Raw genomic sequence first — 17,660 nt, 5'->3', positions numbered from 1 at the left:
ATCGGGGTCGCTGACCCCGTCCCACACACCCTTTAGCAATTCAACAATACCTCATTCGCTTAACTGTTCGCATCCTTGGCACGTTCAATATATTCACCCGTCCGGGTGTCAATTCGCAGGAAATCGCCGATATTAACGAACGCCGGGGCCAAAATCTCCGCTCCCGTCTCCATCTTGCATGGCTTGGTTACGTTCGTAGCCGTATTTCCCTTGGCGCCCGGCTCGCAGTACTCGACCTTCAGGACGACGTGGTTTGGCGGCGTGACCGCGATCGCCAAGTTGTTGTAGACCACCAGCTGGCAGTCCATGTTGTCCTTCAGATACTTCCAGGCGTCGCCGACCGACTCGGCCGACATCTCGTACTGTTCGTAGTCGTCGTTCTTCATGAAGACGAATTCTTCCCCCTGTCGGTAGAGGAACTGGGCGTTGAATTCCGACACGTCGGCCGACTCGAGCGTTTGTCCTGCTCGGTAGGTCTTGTCGGTCACGGTTCCCCGCAGCAGGTTTCGCAGTTTGCACTCGTAAAGGGCATTCCCCTTACCAGGCTTGCGGAAGTTCATTTCGATCATGAGATAAGGGATGCCGTCGATCTGAACCTTCAGGCCCTTACGAAAATCGCTGGTCGAGTACGTTCCCACTGATTTGCTTCCTGTCGTCCGACTGAAAAAGATGTAGTAATCGCCACCCTGCGAGGGTGTCGTCATCCTGAGCAAAGCGAAGGATCTAGCGTCTCCAACGAGCTACTAGATTCTTCGCTTCGCCCAGAATGACGTGAATTGGTACGCTTGATACAGCCTTAGCCGGAGGGCCACGCCCACCGGACCCGGACCGCGTGGCGGTCCGGCTAGCTGTCACGCATAATGTTCGTTTCACCACGCAGCGTCATTCTGAGGCGAACCCCCGCCGCGAACCGAATTGAGCATTCTAACCACTCCAGAATCGGCTGTCCGCGCCCGTTCCATGGCCATTACCGCCCCGTGGCAACGGGAACTTCGCGACTCCATCCGCGATCCCCGCCGACTGGCCGAGCTCCTCGGTTTGCCCGCCGAACTGGCCGTTCGGGCACGCGCGGGGGCCAGCGACTTTCCCGTTTTCGTCCCGCCGAGCTATCTGCGACGGATCGAGCCCGGCAACCCGTCGGACCCGCTGTTGCTGCAGGTTTGGCCCGCGGCTGCCGAAGCCGACGCGCCCCACGGCTTCACCGACGACCCCGTTGAGGACGCCTCGTTCGCCCTTCGTCCAGGGTTGCTGCAAAAGTACGCCGGGCGGGCCCTCATGGTGGTCACCGGCGCCTGTGCGATCCATTGCCGCTACTGCTTCCGCCGCCATTTTCCGTACCACCAAGCGCCGCCGAGCGAGCCTGTCTGGGACGCGGCGATCGACGCGCTGGGCGACGATCCGGCGATCGAAGAGATCATCCTCAGCGGCGGCGACCCGCTCACCGTCACCGACGCGCGGCTGGCCCGCTTAGCGGAGCAGTTCGCCGCGGTCCCCCATCTGCGCCGACTGCGAATTCACACCCGCTTGCCGGTGATGATTCCGTCACGCGTCAACGACGAACTGTTGAACTGGATTACTGGCACACGGCTGACGTCGGTGATGGTGATCCACGCGAATCATGCGCAGGAACTCGACGAAGAAGTCGCCGCCGCGCTCCGCCGTCTCACCACGGCCGGCGTGCTGCTGCTCAACCAGGCCGTCCTGCTGCGCGGCGTGAACGACACGGTCGACGCCCAAGCCGAACTCAACTCGCGGCTCATCGACCTCGGCGTCACGCCGTATTACTTGCATCAACTCGACCGCGTCCGCGGCGCCGCCCATTTTGAGGTGAGCGTCGAGCGCGGCCGCGAGATCATCGCCGAACTCCGCCGCCGACTTCCTGGCTACGCGGTGCCGCAGTACGTTCAAGAGCAGCCTGGGGCGGCTCATAAAATGGTTCTCGCATGATCCAGATTGCTAAAGTCAAACTTGAAAGGTCTCGCAGAGGCGCAGAGAAGCAGAGGCAGATGGAGTGGCTGTCTCTCTCCTCCGTTCTTCCTCCGCGCCTCTGCGCCTCTGCGAGAGATCTTCATACCTAGTCTTCAATGCACGTCTGCGATCTACAAGCACTGGACCAGTTGCGCCGTGAACTGCGGTTCGATCCGCAGGCGCTGCGCCGTTTTCGCAATGCCCTGCTGAAGCATGGCCGCAGCGATGCCGAAGCGCTCGGCGAGATTCCCGCTGAAGTCCGCGAGACGTTTGCCAGTCGCGTCGACCTGCACGCCCTCGAACTCCATAGCCGGAATGACTCGCAACAAGACGGGGCCACGAAGCTCCTTTTTCGCACCCGCGCCGGAATGCTCATCGAGTCGGTGATCCTCCGCATCGCCACCGGCCGGACGACGCTTTGCGTCTCCAGCCAGGTCGGCTGCGCCGCGGCGTGCGATTTCTGCGCGACCGGCAAGATGGGGATCGCTCAGAATCTCTCGCCGCCCGAAATTCTCGACCAGGTCGTCCAATCGCGCCAGATTCTCGCCGCCGAGGGCCGCCAACTACGCAACCTCGTCTTCATGGGAATGGGCGAGCCGTTCCACAACGAAGAAAACCTCTACGCCACGATTGAGGCGCTCACGGCCTCCGAGCTCTTTCACCAACCGCCGAGTCGCATCCTGGCGTCGACGGTCGGCCTGCCTGATGCGATGATCCGGTGCGCCCGCCGCTTCCCGAACCTCAACCTCGCCCTCAGCCTGCACAGCGCTAATCAAGAGACGCGGCAGCAGATCATCCCGCTGGCGAAACGCTACCCGCTCGACGAGCTCCGCCGCGCACTGATGGAGCTCAACCGCATCCAACCTGACTCGACCGAAGTGATGGTCGAGTACCTGATGCTCGCTGGCCTCAACGATTCGCTGGCAGCCGCGGCCGAACTGGTCGCATGGCTCTCCGGTTTGCGGGTCCACGTGAACCTCATCCCCTTCAACCCGATCGACGACGCGCCACACTTGCACGGTAGCGACCGTTCAACTCGCGAAGCGTTCGGCGCCCATCTCAAAGCCGCCGGCCTGAAATGCACGATCCGCTACAGCCTCGGCGCCGACGTCGCCGCCGCCTGCGGTCAGCTGGTTCGCAAAGAGAATCGCAAGCATGCGATTGCCATCAAGACGGCGAATTTGAGCGAAGCGTAACGTGGTCATCCTGAGCGCAGCGAAGGATCTAGCACATCCAATAAACTTCCAGATTCTTCGCTGCGCTCAGCATGACGGCTGCGTTACTTCGCAGCCGCTTTGCGACGGTTCCGAGCCTCGAGCGTCACGCCATTGGCCGTGTTCGGCGAGCTCGATGCCGGATCGGCCGGGCCGTCGAGCGGGTCGCCCGGCTGGATCCCCTTCAGCCGCTGAGTGGCGTACTTGGCGTAGTCGGCAGAGAGTTCCGTGCCGAGGAACTCGCGGCCGAGCTTTTTTGCCACGGCCAGCGTGGTGCCGCTGCCGGTAAAGGGGTCGAACACCACGTCGCCCGGGTTGCTGCTCACGCGGATAATGCGGCCGAGTAGCTGCTCGGGCATTTGGCAGCCGTGGAAGCCTTGGCGTTCCTTGAACGTGCCCGCGACGCGCGAGTAGTACCAGAGGTCGTCCATCGACTGGAAGCTCTCCGGCGCGTCTTGCGGCCGCAGTACCCAGGTGTCGTCGGGGAGCCGGCCTTTGGGGTTTGCTCGGCTGTCGCCGTAGACGAGGGCCCGCGCCGAGGGGACGCGCACCGCCGGGTCTTCGGCGTTGAACGTGAACTGCTTGTCGTCCTTGATGAACTGGAAGAGATGGGCGTGCGAACGGTTGAACTTTCGCGTGCAGTTGACGCCGAAAGTGTAGTACCAGACGACCCAACCCCGCATGATGAACGGCTGAGCAATCTGCCGCGTGGCGGCGACCTTCAGCTCCGCCGCGTACTCGTCGCCGATCGCCAGCCAGAAGGTGCCGCTTGGCTTGAGAATTCGCGAAATCTCGGCAATCCAGGACGCGCACCAGTCGAGATACTTCGCGTCGTCCTGGCTATCGTGATACTTGTCGTACTTGTAGCCAATGTTGAACGGCGGGTCGGCGAAGGCGAGATCGACCGAACCGGTTTCGATCTGCCCCATCAACTTCAGGCAGTCGCCCTGATGAATTTTTCCTTGCTTCAGCGGCATCGTGCGACTCGCGGCTCGAGCATCATGCGGAGAAAATCGGGGAGCATTGCTGTGGAACAAGGTACCAAAGGGGCGCGCCGTTTGCGACACTGTGGATGTTGATCGCACTGATCGCTGCCTCCCTCAGTCCGTCATTTTGAGGTACTCCGAAGAATCTAACCGGACTCTTCGGAGTACCTCAGAGTGACAGGGTTCATGCCGAGCTGTCCATGAAATACGCCTTCTGCAATGAGATGTTCGGCGTCGAGCCGTTCGATCAGGTCGCCGCGACGATGCGGTCGCTCGGGTACACGGGGGTGGAGATCGCGCCCTTCACGCTGCTGCCGCCGACCGACGCCTTCGACGCGCGCCGAGTTTCGGCGGCGAAGCGGCGCGAGATCCGCCAACAGGCCGAGGCGGCAGGGTTGGAAGTCATCGGTCTGCATTGGCTCCTCGCGAAGACCAAGGGCTTTCACCTGACCAGCCCCGACGGCGCGGTACGCCGGACGACGGCGGACTATCTCAAGGCGTTGGTCGAGCTCTGCGGCGAGATCGGCGGTACGCTGATGGTACTCGGCTCACCCCAACAGCGCAACCTGCTGCCGGGCGTCGGGTACAACGACGCTGAATCATACGCCGCCGAGATCCTGCGCGAGGCAATGCCGCTCTGCGCTGCGCACGGGGTGACGATCGCCTTGGAGCCGCTCGGGCCGACCGAAGGCAACTTCATGCTCACGGCGAAGAACGCCATCCATCTTGCGGAGCTCGTCGAGTCGCCCCACTGTCGACTCCACCTCGACGTCAAAGCGATGTCGAGCGAGGCGGAGCCGATCGACGTCATCATCCGCGATAGTCGCGACTGGCTGGTTCACGTTCACGTGAACGATCCCAATCTGCTCGGGCCGGGGATGGGCGACGTACAATACGGCCCGATTCTCACGGCGCTCGATGAAATCGGCTATGCGGGTTGGCTTTCTCTGGAGGTCTTCAAGTACGAACCGAGTCCCGTTGAGATTGGCCAGCGGAGCATTGAGTACTTGCGGAAGATCGCAGCGGCGATTGCGAGTGAGAACTGACTAATTTGGGTGTGTAAAACGTAGTTTAGCCCCGGGCTCCGCCCGGGGGTGGGTGTCCGTTCCGATTGGCAATGTCGCGCGATGTGGTGGCCGACCCCCGGGCGAAGCCCGGGGCTGCAGTGGGGGCTAGTCGGCGAGCGGCTTTGGCGGAGCCGTGAACGCCGTGGTGAAGACGCGGCCGTCGCGGAGGCCGAGGGCGATCCACGCCAGCACGCCAATGATCACGGGCATAATGAATTGGTCGTTGATGCGGACATGGGTAGCGATGGCTCCGCCGAGGTAGGCGGTGATCAGAACGGCGCCGATGAACGCAGTTCGCGGGATCAGGTAAAGAATCGCAACGGCGATTTCGATAACGCCGATCGTCTTCATCACCTCCACGCCCCAGCCCAGCTTGGCGAACATTTCTTCTTTACCGTCGAAGTCCATGAACTTGCCGGGTGCGCTCAGGAACATCAGCATCGCTGCGATGAGGACGCTGAGGACCCAGCCAATAATCTTCTTCGCATTCATTGCACGCTCGCTGTTAGTGGTTTGAGTGTTGTTTGTTGTTTGGCATAAGTTATTGGTTTTCGTCCCGCGTTCCAAACCTTATTTCCAAGCATCGTCGATTGCATTAACCACGGAGAACACAGAGAAAGACGTTGAAGGCGATCTCCTGAGACTTTCCTCTGTGTTCTCTGTGAGCTCTGTGGTTAATGGAAAAGATGCTGGCAATTGAACAAGCCCCGGCGCCCGACCGGGGGAGTCGTTACGCGCCGTCCGGGATGCTCGGCTCCACAAGGTTCGCCAGTTGCCCCAGCGATTCCTGCCAGCCGAGATAGCACATTTCGGTGGGGATCATCGCGGGGATCCCTTCTTGGACGATGCTCAACTCCGTGCCGCAGAGGACCGGCTTGAGCGTGATTGTGACGGTCATCTCGCCCGGCAGGTTCGGATCGTCGAAGCGGTCGGTGTGGACGATCCGTTCGTTCGGCACGAGCTCGACGTACTTCACGCTGAAGCTGTGAGCGGAACCCGTGCCGAAGTTGGTGAACGACATCCGGTAACCGCCGCCGACCTGGGCATCGATCTCATGGACCTTGCCAACGAAGCCGTGCGGCGGCAGCCAACGGGCCAATGCGTCGCCGTCGACGAAGGCCTTAAAAACTCGTTCGGCGGGGGCGCGGAGGACGCGATGAAGGCGGACGGCGCCGGTTGATGCGGACATGGCTTCTCTCCCTTGAATTTAATGCTTCAGTTCGGCCGTAACGGGCGCCTGTGCTAAGTAGTCGATCGAGTGGGCGAGAATCGACAGAGGGAGAGAACTTTTTGTCAGTGGTCGATGGTCAGCGGATGGCAGCTCCTGGGGCGGCGCTGCGATTGCCCCAGGCTACGGCGCGTCGAGGCCTACGGCCAAGGGGTGGCGCTAGATCCTTCGCTACGCTCACGATGACGCTGCCTCCGTTCAGGAGGCTCGATACGCGGGGCAACCTAGCCGCTAAGCCCCGGCGCGGAGTTCGGCCAATTGCTGGGCCGTGCCGACGAGCCGGTCCCAATTCTCTTGGATGTACTCAGGCGGGCCGCCGATTTCGGCCACTACGGTGGCGACGATCTCGGTCGGCACCATTTCAATCGCGTCCCAGGGGCAGACCTTCAGGTCGTACGGGTTCGACTTTTTGCCAGGGATGTGGACGCAGACTTCGCAGCCGACGCAGCGTTCGAGGTCGATCTCGCACCACTGCTGCGTCCCTTTGACGACGCCGCGGTCGATCCGCATCAGCGTAATGCAGTCGACGGGGCAGACCTCCAGGCACGACTCGCAGCCGGTGCAGTTGTCGGCGTTGATAACCGCCAACTCCTTCGGGACCTTCTTGCGGGGACCTTGCTTTGCCATGTCGCGTCGTGGAGCGTGAGGAGGACTTTGTGAAAGCCTTCACAATGATATGCCATTATCGGCCGCCCGCCAATTCCGCTGGGGCGAATTCCAATTACCAACCGCCAGGGACGCCGAGGGGGAAGGCCGGGGAAAGCCAGCAGCGCTGATGGACGCTAGTGGACGCTAATAAATGGGGCGTTCTGTTTTTCTTGATCGGCGTTCATGGGCGTCCTGGGCGGTTCAAATTGTTTGGTTGGGCCATTCGTTTGACCGGAAATCAGCGTTGAAAGCTGCTTGACCGGGGATGGGCGGGTACTCAGCCTTGCAGAGGACGGCACGCCTGTCGGCGGCCAGCCTGCTTTTCAGCCGGGCGCCCGAATTGCCGGCAAGATCGGTCGTCGTGCTGGACCTGACGGAGCGATTTCTGTCGCCGGCGGCAATTTGTCGCGAGAGTCGTTTCTGGCGACAAAACTAAAAAACGCCGAGAAAACGCGAGTCCACCGAGATCACTGAGATCACCGTCTCCACCATGGCGACAAAAAGGCGAACTTGAAACAACGCTTCCGCGGGGTGTCTCGGTTGCCGCCACAGCGGCTGCCCTGGCAGGCGAGTACGCCAACCTGGGCCGGGGCTATGGGGATCGAGGCCGCGTCCTCGCTGCTCATCGGCGACACGCGAGCGGCACTTGCAGCGAGTGCGGAAAAATCTCGCGGCGGCCGTGCGGGCCATGTCGGCCAGTGATCATTAGCCGAGACGGGGCAAAATGGATAGCATGAGCCCGCTTGGCGCTCAGCGCGGCCGGTCTGCCAGCGGCGGGTGGGCTGCGGCAGAGATCGGAAGTCGAGATGCCAAGGAGTAATGAATATTCACCCGTACAGACCGCAAGATTGGAGAGAAAGCCGCGACGGACGGCAGGGGCCCCCCGATTTGCACCCTGCCATCCCGTCGCGGTTGGGTCGTGGCTTCCCAACGAAACGGGGCTATCATCGCTGAAGCCTGACGAACGCCGGATGAAGCTTCAATTCGCGACGGAGGTCTTCGCATCACGCCTGTCCGGCCAGGGAGGTCCCTGGCCGGACGGCGCCATGCGTCTAGGCCGTGCGTTGCCACGCTGACGAGTTACGGCTCGCGAGCGTTAGCGGCGCTTGCGGCTCGTTCCGGCAACGAACATCAGTCCCGTGAAAAGGAGAGCGGCGGCTGCCGGCTCCGGGACGGCGCCCGCGGCCACAGTCGCGAGGCCGGTCTGGCCAAATTGGGACTTCCAAATCGCCAGATCTGCGTCGTTGACGACTCCATTGCCGTCGGCGTCGCCTTGCGCCAGCGTGGTTCCCGTGCCGCGATTACGCTGCCAGATCAGGAAGTCGTTGCCGTCGGCGTCGCCGTCGTTGTCGAAATCGGCGTTTCCGCCGGTACCGATCTTGATGTTGTCGATCGCCCAAAACCACTCGTTATTAGCATCGAGATACTTGAATCGCACCTTGGCCGTCGTGGCGCCGACCGGGTTGTTCAGGCTGAGGGAGACCGTCTCGTTCACGTTGGTGTCGTGGAAACCTGGATCGTTCTCGTCAGACTTCCAATTCAGCACTTCGGTCTCGCCGCTGCCGTAGTCGACGGTGATTACGGCATTCTGCGAACCGCTGGATTGCCACGCCGAATCGAACTGCAACTTCAAGGCGCCCGCACCGATGCCGGCGATGTTGATCGTCGGAGTCTGCAGAACAGTGCTCAACGTCACGGCGCCGCCGGCCGCATCGGAATCCGCGATTGCGTAATTGCCCGTCGACTTCTGGAACCCATACAGCTGAGTATTGCCGGTATAAGCGGAGAACTCCTTCGTGGAGAACGACCAGGTTTCCCACTCGAAGGTGCCAGAATTGTCGTCAATCGGGTCTCCTTGCAACGTATTGTCGACCGTCCAGCCTGTGGGCGGCGTATGGGTGAACGAACTAGGAATGGGAGTGCTTCCAGCATCGTCATTTGCGGCTGTCGTGTGGCGGGTGAACCGCTCGTTGACGCTCGGGCCGAGGGAGACGGACTCGAAGTTCTCGGTCCAGAACGGAGCGTTGGCTCCCTGCCGAACCTCCAAGTTGTCGATCGCCCACCACCAGTCATTGCCCGCGTTCAGCATGCCGAACGTCAGCTTCATGTTTTGAGCGCCTGCGGGGACCGTGATCGGTACCTCGGCGCGCTCGTCGACGGCGTCATCATGGAACTCGGGTAGACTGGAGTCGGAGCTCCACAGATTGACTCGCACGGGCGTACCGCCGTCGAAGCTTGCGTAGATAATGGCGGTCTGATCGTTCACTTCGCCGCTGTTCACGCCATTGTTCAGCGCGGGGTTCGCGTGACGATCGTCGCGCGCTTCCGCTCGCCAGCTGGAATCAAACGCCAAGGTGACATTGTTCTTGCCAGCCACATTGATATTGTTGGTCGACAGGCCCGCGTTGTAGTAGTTCTGCGGCCGGCCGAGGCCCAGGCCGAGGTCGTCGTACTCGTCTGGGTCGACGACCGCGACGATCGAGTTGTTGGCACGACTGAATAGTTCGCGCTGTTGCGTGTCGGCGGTGATCCAGAAGTCGAAGTCGGCGAAGCTCCACCCCTCCCACTCGTCGACGCCGCTGCCCGGGTCGCCCGCGTTGCCCACGCCGGAGTTGCCGACTTGATTCCCCACGGCATAGTCGGGATTCAGGAGATCCTGGTGGCCGAAATTGTTGAAGTTGGCCAGTTGCGTCCAACCGGTTGGCGGCGTGTGGGTGAATGCGTTGGGAACCGCTTCGGTGCCCGGCAGCGCGATCGTGGGGCGGCGATTGGTGGCCGTCGGTAGTTGTCGCTCGTTGACGCTCGGGCCGAGAGTCAGGCCGTTAAAGTTCTCCTGGAACAAGATGGTGCCGATTTGGGCGGTTGCCTGACTCGCCCAACTCAGACTTCCTAGTAGAACAATCGCCGCCAGATGTCGTTTCATATGGTCAAGTCCTCAAGCCTGGTTGCGAATCGACTTCCGCCGTTTGGATTGGCCCGCGCGTCATCTAATCATCAGATGCTGCGACCGGCCGGGAGGCTTTTCGTCGAACGCCGCCAACTTCAATGAAGTTCTATCACCCGCAACGCACGAGCGAAACTTCGCTTATCCTAAGTCGGGAAGATGAATTAACAGCGCCTTTCGCGTGGCGACTAGCGCAAAACTTAAGCTGATTTGCGAGCACGTCGGGGAAGACCTCGTTCGCAATCCATCGCCCGAGTTGGCGCCAATTAGCTGCCATTGAACGCTACGCAGGTGGGGAAGCGACGGCGAGGAAAGGGGTTACGGCATCCAAAAGGCATTTCCGCCGTGATGGGTGCGGGCATTGCGGAGAGCGAGTTCGTGCACGATCAGCCGACACACGCCAGCTCGGCGACACTTCACTCAACGTCCATGGCTCTCGCAATTTTCCCTGGGCTGGATGATGGGACGCCGTGGGGATTCGATGTGACAGGAGGGCCCGAGGCTCGCGCGTCCCCGCTGCTGCGATGGCAGCATGCCAGAGGCGCGATTGGCATGGCTACAGGCGGGATCGCTTAAGCCAAAGCAGAGCGCTGCAGGCGAGCAGGGCGAGCGAAGTTGGTTCGGGGACGTTTTGTGCCACTGCGGCGGCTAGAGCCGCCGGCTGGCTCGCGCCGAGACGGCGTTGCCAGGTGAGGTAATCGCTGCCGGCGTAGTTGGCGCCGGCGTACCGCTGCCAGACGGCGAGATCGGCGGCGTTGACGGCGTCGTCGAGATTGAAGTCGCCCGCGAGATTCGTTCGTCCCGCGCTGCGCGTTGGGGGGCCGACGTCGATGTGGAGGTGGTCTTGGTGGCCGCCGCTGGTGTCGTAGTACAACGGGACGCTGGGGCGGGCAGCGCGGATGCCGTCGTAGATGTCCTGGTTCGAGGTGATGAAGCGGATGACGCGACCGCTGGCGGCGGCGTCGACGAACGCAACGGCATGTTTGACGACGTTGGCTTCGTCGGTGCTGGTGACGCCGTCGCCCCAGTTGTGGGTCGAACTGGCGGTCGCCAGGTCGATGTCGGTCCCGACGCGATGCGTGGCGTGAATGGCCGAGGAGCCATAGCCGTCGGCGGTCGAGAGGGCGGTGACGCGCTGGGTGATGCCGGTGGCAGCCTTCGCCAAGACAGAGCCCTTGGCAATGAGGTCGAGCGTCCAGCTGGTGGCGAAGCGCTCTGACACGGCGGAGACGGTGTAGGCCGCGGTTGGCGCGATCTCTTGGAAGATCGGCGCATTCTGGGCGTTGAGCCAGCCGGCGGTGGTGGGGCCGATGATGCCGTCGGTATTGGCCTGCGTCGTGTTGATGCCGCCAATGAAGGCGCCTTGAAAGGTGCGCAGGGCGGAATCCGTGCCGGCTCCAAAAACGCCGCTCACGGCGACCGGTGCGCCCCCCTCGCTGACAAAGCCGAGGTAGCGCAGTCGCTGCTGCTGTTGAGCGACGAAAAGCGGGTTGTTGGCGGCTCGGCCGAGCGCCTCTGAGCTTTGGCCGACCGCGCCGAGTCCGCTGCCGGTGTAGCCGGGTTGTACCGTGACGCTGAACGTCTTTGCGGCGCCGTTCACCAGGAGGCTGCCCGAAAGCGTTCCCTGGAAACCGCGGGCGGCGTTCGAATCGCCCAGGGCGCGGGTGTTGCGCGCCGGATCGGGGAAGACCCAGAAGCGGCCGGCACTTTCGAACGGCTGGTTCGCGAGCAGATCGCTGGCAAGCACGGTATGGCCGCTGAATCCGGCGAGGTTGAGACCGGAGAAGGCAGAGCCGGCGGCGACGCCGGGGAGGGCGGCGAAGTTGATTTCGATAGCGTCGCCGCTGCGGCCGAAGAACCCGAAATCGGCGGCGTGGGCCGCCTGAGGGGCCGTTGCCAGCAGCGCGGCGAGCAGGACGAACGGACGCAGCTTGGAGGGCATGGGCGGGGTCAGTTGGAGGGACGGAACTGGCAGGCCCTATTGTATCACGCTGGCGCGGAGTGGATGCGGGCGGGCCGGGGCGCGACCTTTTGCCGCAGGGGGTTGAAGAATCGGGCGTTACCGGGGCGCGGTCGCGGATTCTTCAGGCCGCTGTGGCGATTTTTATTGACCCATAACGGCCGTTTTGGGATAAGGTAAAAGCTTGAGGCGGCAAGATTGGACCTTGGTACGCCTGTCACTTTTCTACGTGTCTCATTTGCGTCGCCCTGGAGCCATTATGAGCGGCCTTCGAGCTTTCCGCGCACGTCGTTGTGCGGGCTTCACGTTGGTGGAACTTTTGGTGGTGATCGCCATCATCGGCGTGCTGGTGGCCCTATTGCTGCCGGCGGTGCAGGCGGCCAGAGAGTCGGCGCGGCGGCAGCAATGCCAGAGCAATTTGCGGCAGCTGAGCTTGGGGCTGGCCAATTACGAGTCGGCGCGGGGCGCCTATCCGCCGGCGTTCGAGTACGGGAAAAACCTTGACCCGTCGTCGCTGCCGATCACGATGTTCGGGCCCAACTGGGCGGTGCGGCTGTTGCCGTTCGTCGAGCAAGGGGCGCTCTACAACCAGATTGACAAGACGGCCGTCGTGCCTGGGACGTGGCCGAACGGCCAGGCGCCGCCTTCGATGTCGTCGCCGAACAACGCTCATATTCGCCAGGCGGTGCTATCGGTCTTCCGCTGCCCGAGCGACACCGAGTACAGCAACGTGATGACCCAAGTGGGGAGCGGTGCGAATCTTTCAGAATGGGCGCGAGGGAATTACGCGGCGAACGCCGGCAACGGGGCGATCCAGAATGGCTGCGACAGCTGCATTTCGGGCGCTGATTCGAAAGGCTGGCAAGACGGACGTCGGCGGGGGGTGATCGGACCCAACGTCGCCGCGAAGATGAAGGGGATTACCGATGGGACGTCGAACACGCTGCTGTTGGGCGAGATTCGCGCGGGATTGCTGCGGGTCGATCGGCGCGGCACCTGGGCGCTGGGGCAGGCGGGGGCGAGCATGTTGGCGTGGTTCGGCCAGACGGGCGACGACAACGGACCGAACGTCTGCACACCGTGGGCCGACGATACGTTCTCGGGTTCGCTGAGCGAAGGCGACAAGGACCTGCTGACCCGCGAGTGCATGCCAGACCAGTTCGACGCCAATGACCAGAAGCAAGCGACGGTGCGCAGCGTCCATCCGGGCGGCGTCAACATTGGGCTGGCGGATGGGAGCGCTCACTTTATTTCCAACGAAGTCGACGTCGGCGGGCTCGGGCAGGCGGTGAGCAGCGACAATTGGAAGTTAAGCGTCTGGGATACATATATCGCGTCGGCCGACGACCAGACGATTGGCAAGATGCCGCATCAGCAGTAGAGATTCGCAGCAGCGGCCGTTTCATGTCAGCTTCACTGCGCAAAGGAAAGTTCATGGCTCGATGGTTATTGATGGTCGCTATCGGACTGCTGGCGGGATGCGGCGGCGGCGATGGAAAGCTGCAAGTCACGGGCACGGTGACGGGCGCCGACGGCCAGCCGATTCCCTGCGAAGGGGGAACGGTGCTCTTCCAGCCGGCGACCACGGGAGAGGGCGGAACGGCAAAACATGCCACTGGCGGCGTGAAGCCCGACGGCACGTTCGAGATGATGACGCGGATGCCGGGCGACGGCATGCAGCCGGGGCAGTACAAAGTCGTGCTGCAGTTGTGGAAAAACTACAACAAGCAGGAACTGGCCGTGCCCAAAAAGTACGGCGACGCGACGACCACGCCGCTGGAGGCGACCGTCGACGGCGATCACACCCACTTTGACTTCAAGGTCGAGCCGTAACGCCCGCGGCGCCGTGAGACGCTGGCGAGCGTCGCAGCGAAACAGGATTACACGGGCTCGCGCCCATCCTTGCCGAGCAGGCTCGCGCCGCAGTTCCGGCGGCGAGGATCGATTAGGCCGCGGCGCTGTTTTTGTTGACCCATGGCGGCTAATCTGGGATAAGGTAGAGGTTTGCGGCGGCGAAACGAGGGCTTGTTTCGCCCCCTCCCTTTTCTGCTTTTCTCGTGACTCATCTGCGTCGCCCTGGAGCCAATATGACTGGGCATCGAGCTTTCCACGCACGACTTGGTGCAGGCTTTACGTTGGTGGAACTCTTGGTGGTAATCGCCATCATCGGCGTGCTGGTGGCTCTATTGCTGCCGGCGGTACAGGCGGCGCGCGAGGCGGCGCGACGGCAGCAGTGCCAGAGTAATCTGCGTCAGTTGAGCTTGGGATTGCTGAACTACGAGTCGGCAAAGGGAGCTTTCCCGATGGCGTTCGAATTCCCAAAGGGAGTTGAACCAGCGACACTGGCGATTACGCAAATCGGTCCGAATTGGGCTGTTCGGCTACTGCCATATATCGAGCAGTCGTCGGTCTTTAACCAGATCGATCAGTCGGTGAAGGCGACCGGCAATTGGCCGAACGGTCAGGCTCCTCCTCAAATGGGGCATGCCAACAACGCCCCGGTTCGCACGGCGGTTCTTGCGGTGTTCCGCTGCCCGAGCGATACGAACTATAGCGATACGATGATGCAGTTCTCCGGCGCCGCGACCGCCACGCAGTGGGCACGGGGAAACTACGCGGCGAACGCTGGCAACGGACCGCTGTTTAACCGATCTGGAGATGGTATTTTCGGTCCCGATTCCGACGGCTGGAGAGATGGACGCCGTCGGGGCGTGATTGGTCCTAACGTAGGCGCGAAATTGAAGGGAATCACCGACGGCACCTCGAACACGCTGTTGTTAGGAGAGGTTCGTGCGGGAATTACGGCCCGCGATCGGCGAGGCACTTGGGCGCTCGGTCAGGCTGGAGCGAGCGTGTTGTTTTGGTTCGGTCAGACGGGCGACGACAATGGACCAAACGTCTGCAGCCCGCTGGCGGACGATACCGCAGGGCTGTCGGCGGCGGATACCGATCTCATGATGCGCGAGTGCATGCCGGACTATACGGGCGACGATGCGCAGAACCAAGCGACCGTGCGCAGTGTGCATGCCGGCGGCGTGAACGTCGGACTGGTGGACGGCAGCGCGCACTTCATCGCCAACGAAGTCGATATCGGTGCTCATGGCCAAGAGGTCTTGGGGGGGGCTTGGCCCGCGAATTGGCCGATGAGCGTGTGGGACACGTTCATCGCGTCCGGAGACGACCAGACGATCGGCAAGTTGCCGATTCAGTAGGGCGTGAGGCAAGGGAAGTTCACGTCCGGAACGCCGCGCGAAGGAATTTCGACAGCTCGTTCGTTGTCGACCATCGCGACGGCGTTGCTGGCGGGAGGCAGCGTCGGCGTAAAGAGGGTTCAAGACCACGCCGCTCGAGGCGACGGTCGACGGCGATCACACGCACTTTGACTTCAAGGTCGAGCCGTAGAGCTTTCGCCGGTGCGATAGGCTGGCGAGTGGCGCAGCGCAAGCAGCGCCATCGCCGCGGCCGCGTAGAGCGCAAGTGCCGCCGAGGCTGGTTCGGGGACGCTGGCTGCGCGAGACTGGGCCGCTGCTGTGTTCGTCGGCAGCGTGAATCGGCGTTGCCATTCTAAAAAATCGGCGCCGTCCGTTTGGCCGTCGTTGTTGGCGTCTCCCTGCGCCGTGGCTCCGTAGGCGGTTTGCCAGATCGAGAAATCGGCCGCGTCGACGTCGCCGTCGAAATCGAAGTCGGCGGCGGGGACGGCGCTCAGGATCTCGGCGTGCATCATTGAGGAGAGGACTTCGACGTTGGCGAAGTGGCTTAGGTCGGTGGCGAATGTGAACACGAGGTCGTTTCGGCGGTCGATCCAGCTGTGGAACCCGCGGGCGCCGGCGGCGAGGGCTTCGGCGGACGGGCCGGCCTGGGCGAGTTGATTGACCCAGATGCCGACGCCGTAGTAGTTGTTGTCAGCGGGGGAGTTGATGATCGGCTGGCTGTCGTTGGTCTGGCGGGTGAACATTTCGTTCACCGCAGCGGAGGAGAGAATGCGCACGCCGGTGACGCGGTCAACGCCGTCGTTGGCGAGCATGTCCATGAAGCGGCTGTAGTCGCTGGCCGTCGATTCGACCCCGCCGGCGATGCGAGGGTTGGTGTCGCTGGCGAGCACGAACCGCGTGCTGGTCATGCCCAGGGGCGTCGCGAGGCGCTCGGCGAAGAGGTCGATGTAGTTTTGGCCCGTGGCGACTTCGGCGGCGGCGCCGGCGACTTGCATCGAAAGGCCGCCGTAAGAGAACGCGCTGCCCGGGGTATAAGCGAGCGGCGTTTGTTTGATGATGGCGGCCGCTTGGCGGAGCGTGATGTTCTTTTGATAGAGGACGAGCGCCTGTTCGTCGCCGGCGATGCCGGAGGTGTGCGAGAATGCCTGGCGAATGGTGATGTCGCGAAAGCCGGGAACATTGTACTCGGGCAGGAAGTCGGCGAGATGGCTGTCGAGCGAGAAGCCGCCGTCGGCGGAATCGGCGACTGACATCATCAGGGCGCCGCTAATGGTCTTTGTGCTGCTGTCGACGTTGGCGGGGCGGTTGAGCGACCAGTCGCCGAAGACTTCGTGGTAGATCGGGACGCCATGCTTGAGGAGGCGAATTTCGAAGCCGGGGACGGGCGTGCCGACGTTTTGGCCGGCGAGGGCGCCGTTGGCGAGCGCAGTGAGGCCGGTGAAGTCGTAGGCGGCCTGGGCTGGAGAGGCGAGCGCTAAGACGCAAGCGGTTAGAAGGCACGCGAATGACGAATGACGAAATCCGAATGACGAATGGGGGGGAGTCATGGGGGCTGTGCGCCGGAGTGAGGGAAGTTTTGGCTGGCCGGACGCCGATAGGAGAGGTGAGATCGTACCGGCGAGCGTCGCATGCTAGCACGGCTCGGACATCACCTCGCTACGGGGGCGCCACCCAATGTATTGCTCGGAATGCGGGACGAAGGGGACGGGAAAATTTTGCACTGGCTGCGGAAATCGCTTGGCCGCCGCTGACGCCAGCGGTACGGCGGTTGCGGATCGCGGTGCGGCGAACGGGGGCGAACTCAATTATGACCCCTCGGTCGTGCTGGCCATCGACTGGTCCGATCTGGTCGACTATGAGCAGCTAATGTCGATCCCGGCCGTACGCGATCGGATCGCGCGGGCGGCGGCGCAGTCGAAGAAGCGAATGACGGGCGAGGAAATTCTCGACCTGTATGGAAAGGCGCTCGGCAAGCTGGCCGGCGTACCGCTCCCCATGTCGGCGATCGCCGGGTTCGCTCAATCGGCCTATGCCAAGCTAGGGGTGAAGACCGGCAAAAGCCAAGCGACGATCCTCGCGATTCCGCCTGGCGAGACGCTGGTGCGGCTGCTCTGCTCGCTGGCGAAAGAGGGCCGCTCGTTGCGAGACGTGCAGCAGTTAGCGGATGGATGCATCGTCAAAGCGGCGCTGCCGTCGGACTTGTTCGCCCTGGAGGGAGACCTAGTGGTGGCCGTGGTGCGTCAGGGGCGGGCGACGCGCGTCGAGGCGCACACCGACATTCCGGGACAGATGTTCGATTGGGGGAAGAGCACGCGGTGCCTGGAGGGGTTGCTCGGGGAATTGGGGGCGGCGGCTGCGGCTTGAGGTTGGAATTGAACCGAAGGCCTGTTAGCCTATTCTTACGGAGTCGCGACTCCAAACCGGCGGTCTGAT

Annotated in this window: 15 protein-coding genes; 7 read left to right on the top strand and 8 right to left on the bottom strand. The window is 62.6% G+C overall.

Annotation, left to right across the window (positions count from 1 at the left end; translation table 11 throughout):
- Positions 1–59: 59 nt before the first annotated feature.
- Complete coding sequence (gene efp / locus I41_RS24760; RefSeq protein WP_246133745.1) at positions 60–638, bottom strand: elongation factor P; 579 nt, start codon at positions 636–638, stop codon at positions 60–62.
- Positions 639–960: 322 nt separating this feature from the next.
- On the opposite strand from efp, the gene epmB reads away from it, so the two are divergent.
- A complete protein-coding gene (gene epmB / locus I41_RS24755; RefSeq protein ID WP_145435700.1) occupies positions 961–1,947 on the top strand; it encodes an EF-P beta-lysylation protein EpmB in 987 nt (328 codons plus the stop codon).
- A gap of 137 nt (positions 1,948–2,084) precedes the next feature.
- Entirely contained in the window at positions 2,085–3,164 is a 1,080-nt protein-coding gene (rlmN, locus tag I41_RS24750) for a 23S rRNA (adenine(2503)-C(2))-methyltransferase RlmN (protein WP_145435699.1), read from the top strand.
- A gap of 83 nt (positions 3,165–3,247) precedes the next feature.
- On the opposite strand, the gene I41_RS24745 is transcribed toward rlmN, so the two are convergent.
- Positions 3,248–4,159, bottom strand: a complete 912-nt coding sequence (locus I41_RS24745) for a DNA-methyltransferase (protein WP_145435698.1) — start codon at positions 4,157–4,159, stop codon at positions 3,248–3,250.
- Between the two features lie 209 nt (positions 4,160–4,368).
- On the opposite strand from I41_RS24745, the gene I41_RS24740 reads away from it, so the two are divergent.
- Complete coding sequence (locus I41_RS24740; RefSeq protein ID WP_145435697.1) at positions 4,369–5,214, top strand: sugar phosphate isomerase/epimerase family protein; 846 nt, start codon at positions 4,369–4,371, stop codon at positions 5,212–5,214.
- 126 nt (positions 5,215–5,340) lie between these two features.
- Here the strand turns inward: I41_RS24740 and I41_RS24735 are convergent, their stop codons facing one another.
- The 5 genes from I41_RS24735 to I41_RS24715 all read right to left on the bottom strand — a co-directional run bounded on the left by I41_RS24735 (position 5,341) and on the right by I41_RS24715 (position 11,997).
- Positions 5,341–5,727 carry a DoxX family protein gene (locus tag I41_RS24735; RefSeq protein ID WP_145435696.1) on the bottom strand — a complete coding sequence of 129 codons (387 nt, stop codon included), beginning with the start codon at positions 5,725–5,727 and terminating at the stop codon, positions 5,341–5,343.
- 238 nt (positions 5,728–5,965) lie between these two features.
- The gene (locus I41_RS24730; protein WP_145435695.1) at positions 5,966–6,424 is read right to left on the bottom strand and encodes an SRPBCC family protein; all 459 of its coding nucleotides are present in this window, start codon (positions 6,422–6,424) and stop codon (positions 5,966–5,968) included.
- 270 nt (positions 6,425–6,694) lie between these two features.
- Positions 6,695–7,090, bottom strand: a complete 396-nt coding sequence (locus I41_RS24725) for a 4Fe-4S binding protein (RefSeq protein ID WP_145435694.1) — start codon at positions 7,088–7,090, stop codon at positions 6,695–6,697.
- A gap of 1,117 nt (positions 7,091–8,207) precedes the next feature.
- Entirely contained in the window at positions 8,208–10,034 is a 1,827-nt protein-coding gene (locus I41_RS24720; RefSeq protein ID WP_145435693.1) for a PEP-CTERM sorting domain-containing protein, read from the bottom strand.
- A 577-nt stretch (positions 10,035–10,611) separates the two neighbouring features.
- Positions 10,612–11,997: a peptidoglycan-binding domain-containing protein gene (locus I41_RS24715; RefSeq protein WP_145435692.1), complete on the bottom strand. Its 1,386-nt coding sequence runs from the start codon at positions 11,995–11,997 to the stop codon at positions 10,612–10,614.
- 277 nt (positions 11,998–12,274) lie between these two features.
- Here I41_RS24715 and I41_RS24710 point away from each other — a divergent pair, with 277 nt between their 5' ends.
- The 3 genes from I41_RS24710 to I41_RS24700 all read left to right on the top strand — a co-directional run bounded on the left by I41_RS24710 (position 12,275) and on the right by I41_RS24700 (position 15,227).
- A complete protein-coding gene (locus tag I41_RS24710) occupies positions 12,275–13,396 on the top strand; it encodes a DUF1559 domain-containing protein (protein ID WP_145435691.1) in 1,122 nt (373 codons plus the stop codon).
- Between the two features lie 53 nt (positions 13,397–13,449).
- A complete protein-coding gene (locus tag I41_RS24705) occupies positions 13,450–13,848 on the top strand; it encodes a peptidase associated/transthyretin-like domain-containing protein (RefSeq protein ID WP_145435690.1) in 399 nt (132 codons plus the stop codon).
- A gap of 254 nt (positions 13,849–14,102) precedes the next feature.
- Positions 14,103–15,227 (top strand): DUF1559 domain-containing protein, encoded by a 1,125-nt coding sequence (locus I41_RS24700; protein ID WP_145435689.1) that lies wholly within the window; start codon positions 14,103–14,105, stop codon positions 15,225–15,227.
- A gap of 173 nt (positions 15,228–15,400) precedes the next feature.
- Here I41_RS24700 and I41_RS24695 read toward each other — a convergent pair whose 3' ends face one another.
- Positions 15,401–16,774 (bottom strand): serine hydrolase domain-containing protein, encoded by a 1,374-nt coding sequence (locus I41_RS24695; protein WP_145435688.1) that lies wholly within the window; start codon positions 16,772–16,774, stop codon positions 15,401–15,403.
- Between the two features lie 190 nt (positions 16,775–16,964).
- Between I41_RS24695 and I41_RS24690 the strand changes: the two genes are divergently transcribed.
- Complete coding sequence (locus I41_RS24690; RefSeq protein ID WP_145435687.1) at positions 16,965–17,591, top strand: hypothetical protein; 627 nt, start codon at positions 16,965–16,967, stop codon at positions 17,589–17,591.
- Positions 17,592–17,660 lie beyond the last annotated feature (69 nt).

This window comes from Lacipirellula limnantheis, assembly GCF_007746075.1.
In the GTDB taxonomy this organism is placed as follows: Bacteria; Planctomycetota; Planctomycetia; order Pirellulales; family Lacipirellulaceae; genus Lacipirellula; species Lacipirellula limnantheis.
This window is presented reverse-complemented; position numbering and strand designations above follow the sequence as displayed.

What these genes read in the sequence shown, in the direction of transcription:
- I41_RS24695 (WP_145435688.1), bottom strand. Translation starts at nt 16,774, where the DNA reads ATGACTCCCCCCCATTCGTCATTCGGATTTCGTCATTCGTCATTCGCG.
- I41_RS24715 (WP_145435692.1), bottom strand. Translation starts at nt 11,997, where the DNA reads ATGCCCTCCAAGCTGCGTCCGTTCGTCCTGCTCGCCGCGCTGCTGGCA.
- I41_RS24700 (WP_145435689.1), top strand. Translation starts at nt 14,103, where the DNA reads ATGACTGGGCATCGAGCTTTCCACGCACGACTTGGTGCAGGCTTTACG.
- rlmN (WP_145435699.1), top strand. Translation starts at nt 2,085, where the DNA reads ATGCACGTCTGCGATCTACAAGCACTGGACCAGTTGCGCCGTGAACTG.
- I41_RS24710 (WP_145435691.1), top strand. Translation starts at nt 12,275, where the DNA reads ATGAGCGGCCTTCGAGCTTTCCGCGCACGTCGTTGTGCGGGCTTCACG.
- I41_RS24745 (WP_145435698.1), bottom strand. Translation starts at nt 4,159, where the DNA reads ATGCCGCTGAAGCAAGGAAAAATTCATCAGGGCGACTGCCTGAAGTTG.
- I41_RS24740 (WP_145435697.1), top strand. Translation starts at nt 4,369, where the DNA reads ATGAAATACGCCTTCTGCAATGAGATGTTCGGCGTCGAGCCGTTCGAT.
- I41_RS24735 (WP_145435696.1), bottom strand. Translation starts at nt 5,727, where the DNA reads ATGAATGCGAAGAAGATTATTGGCTGGGTCCTCAGCGTCCTCATCGCA.
- I41_RS24720 (WP_145435693.1), bottom strand. Translation starts at nt 10,034, where the DNA reads ATGAAACGACATCTGGCGGCGATTGTTCTACTAGGAAGTCTGAGTTGG.
- I41_RS24730 (WP_145435695.1), bottom strand. Translation starts at nt 6,424, where the DNA reads ATGTCCGCATCAACCGGCGCCGTCCGCCTTCATCGCGTCCTCCGCGCC.
- I41_RS24705 (WP_145435690.1), top strand. Translation starts at nt 13,450, where the DNA reads ATGGCTCGATGGTTATTGATGGTCGCTATCGGACTGCTGGCGGGATGC.
- epmB (WP_145435700.1), top strand. Translation starts at nt 961, where the DNA reads ATGGCCATTACCGCCCCGTGGCAACGGGAACTTCGCGACTCCATCCGC.
- I41_RS24725 (WP_145435694.1), bottom strand. Translation starts at nt 7,090, where the DNA reads ATGGCAAAGCAAGGTCCCCGCAAGAAGGTCCCGAAGGAGTTGGCGGTT.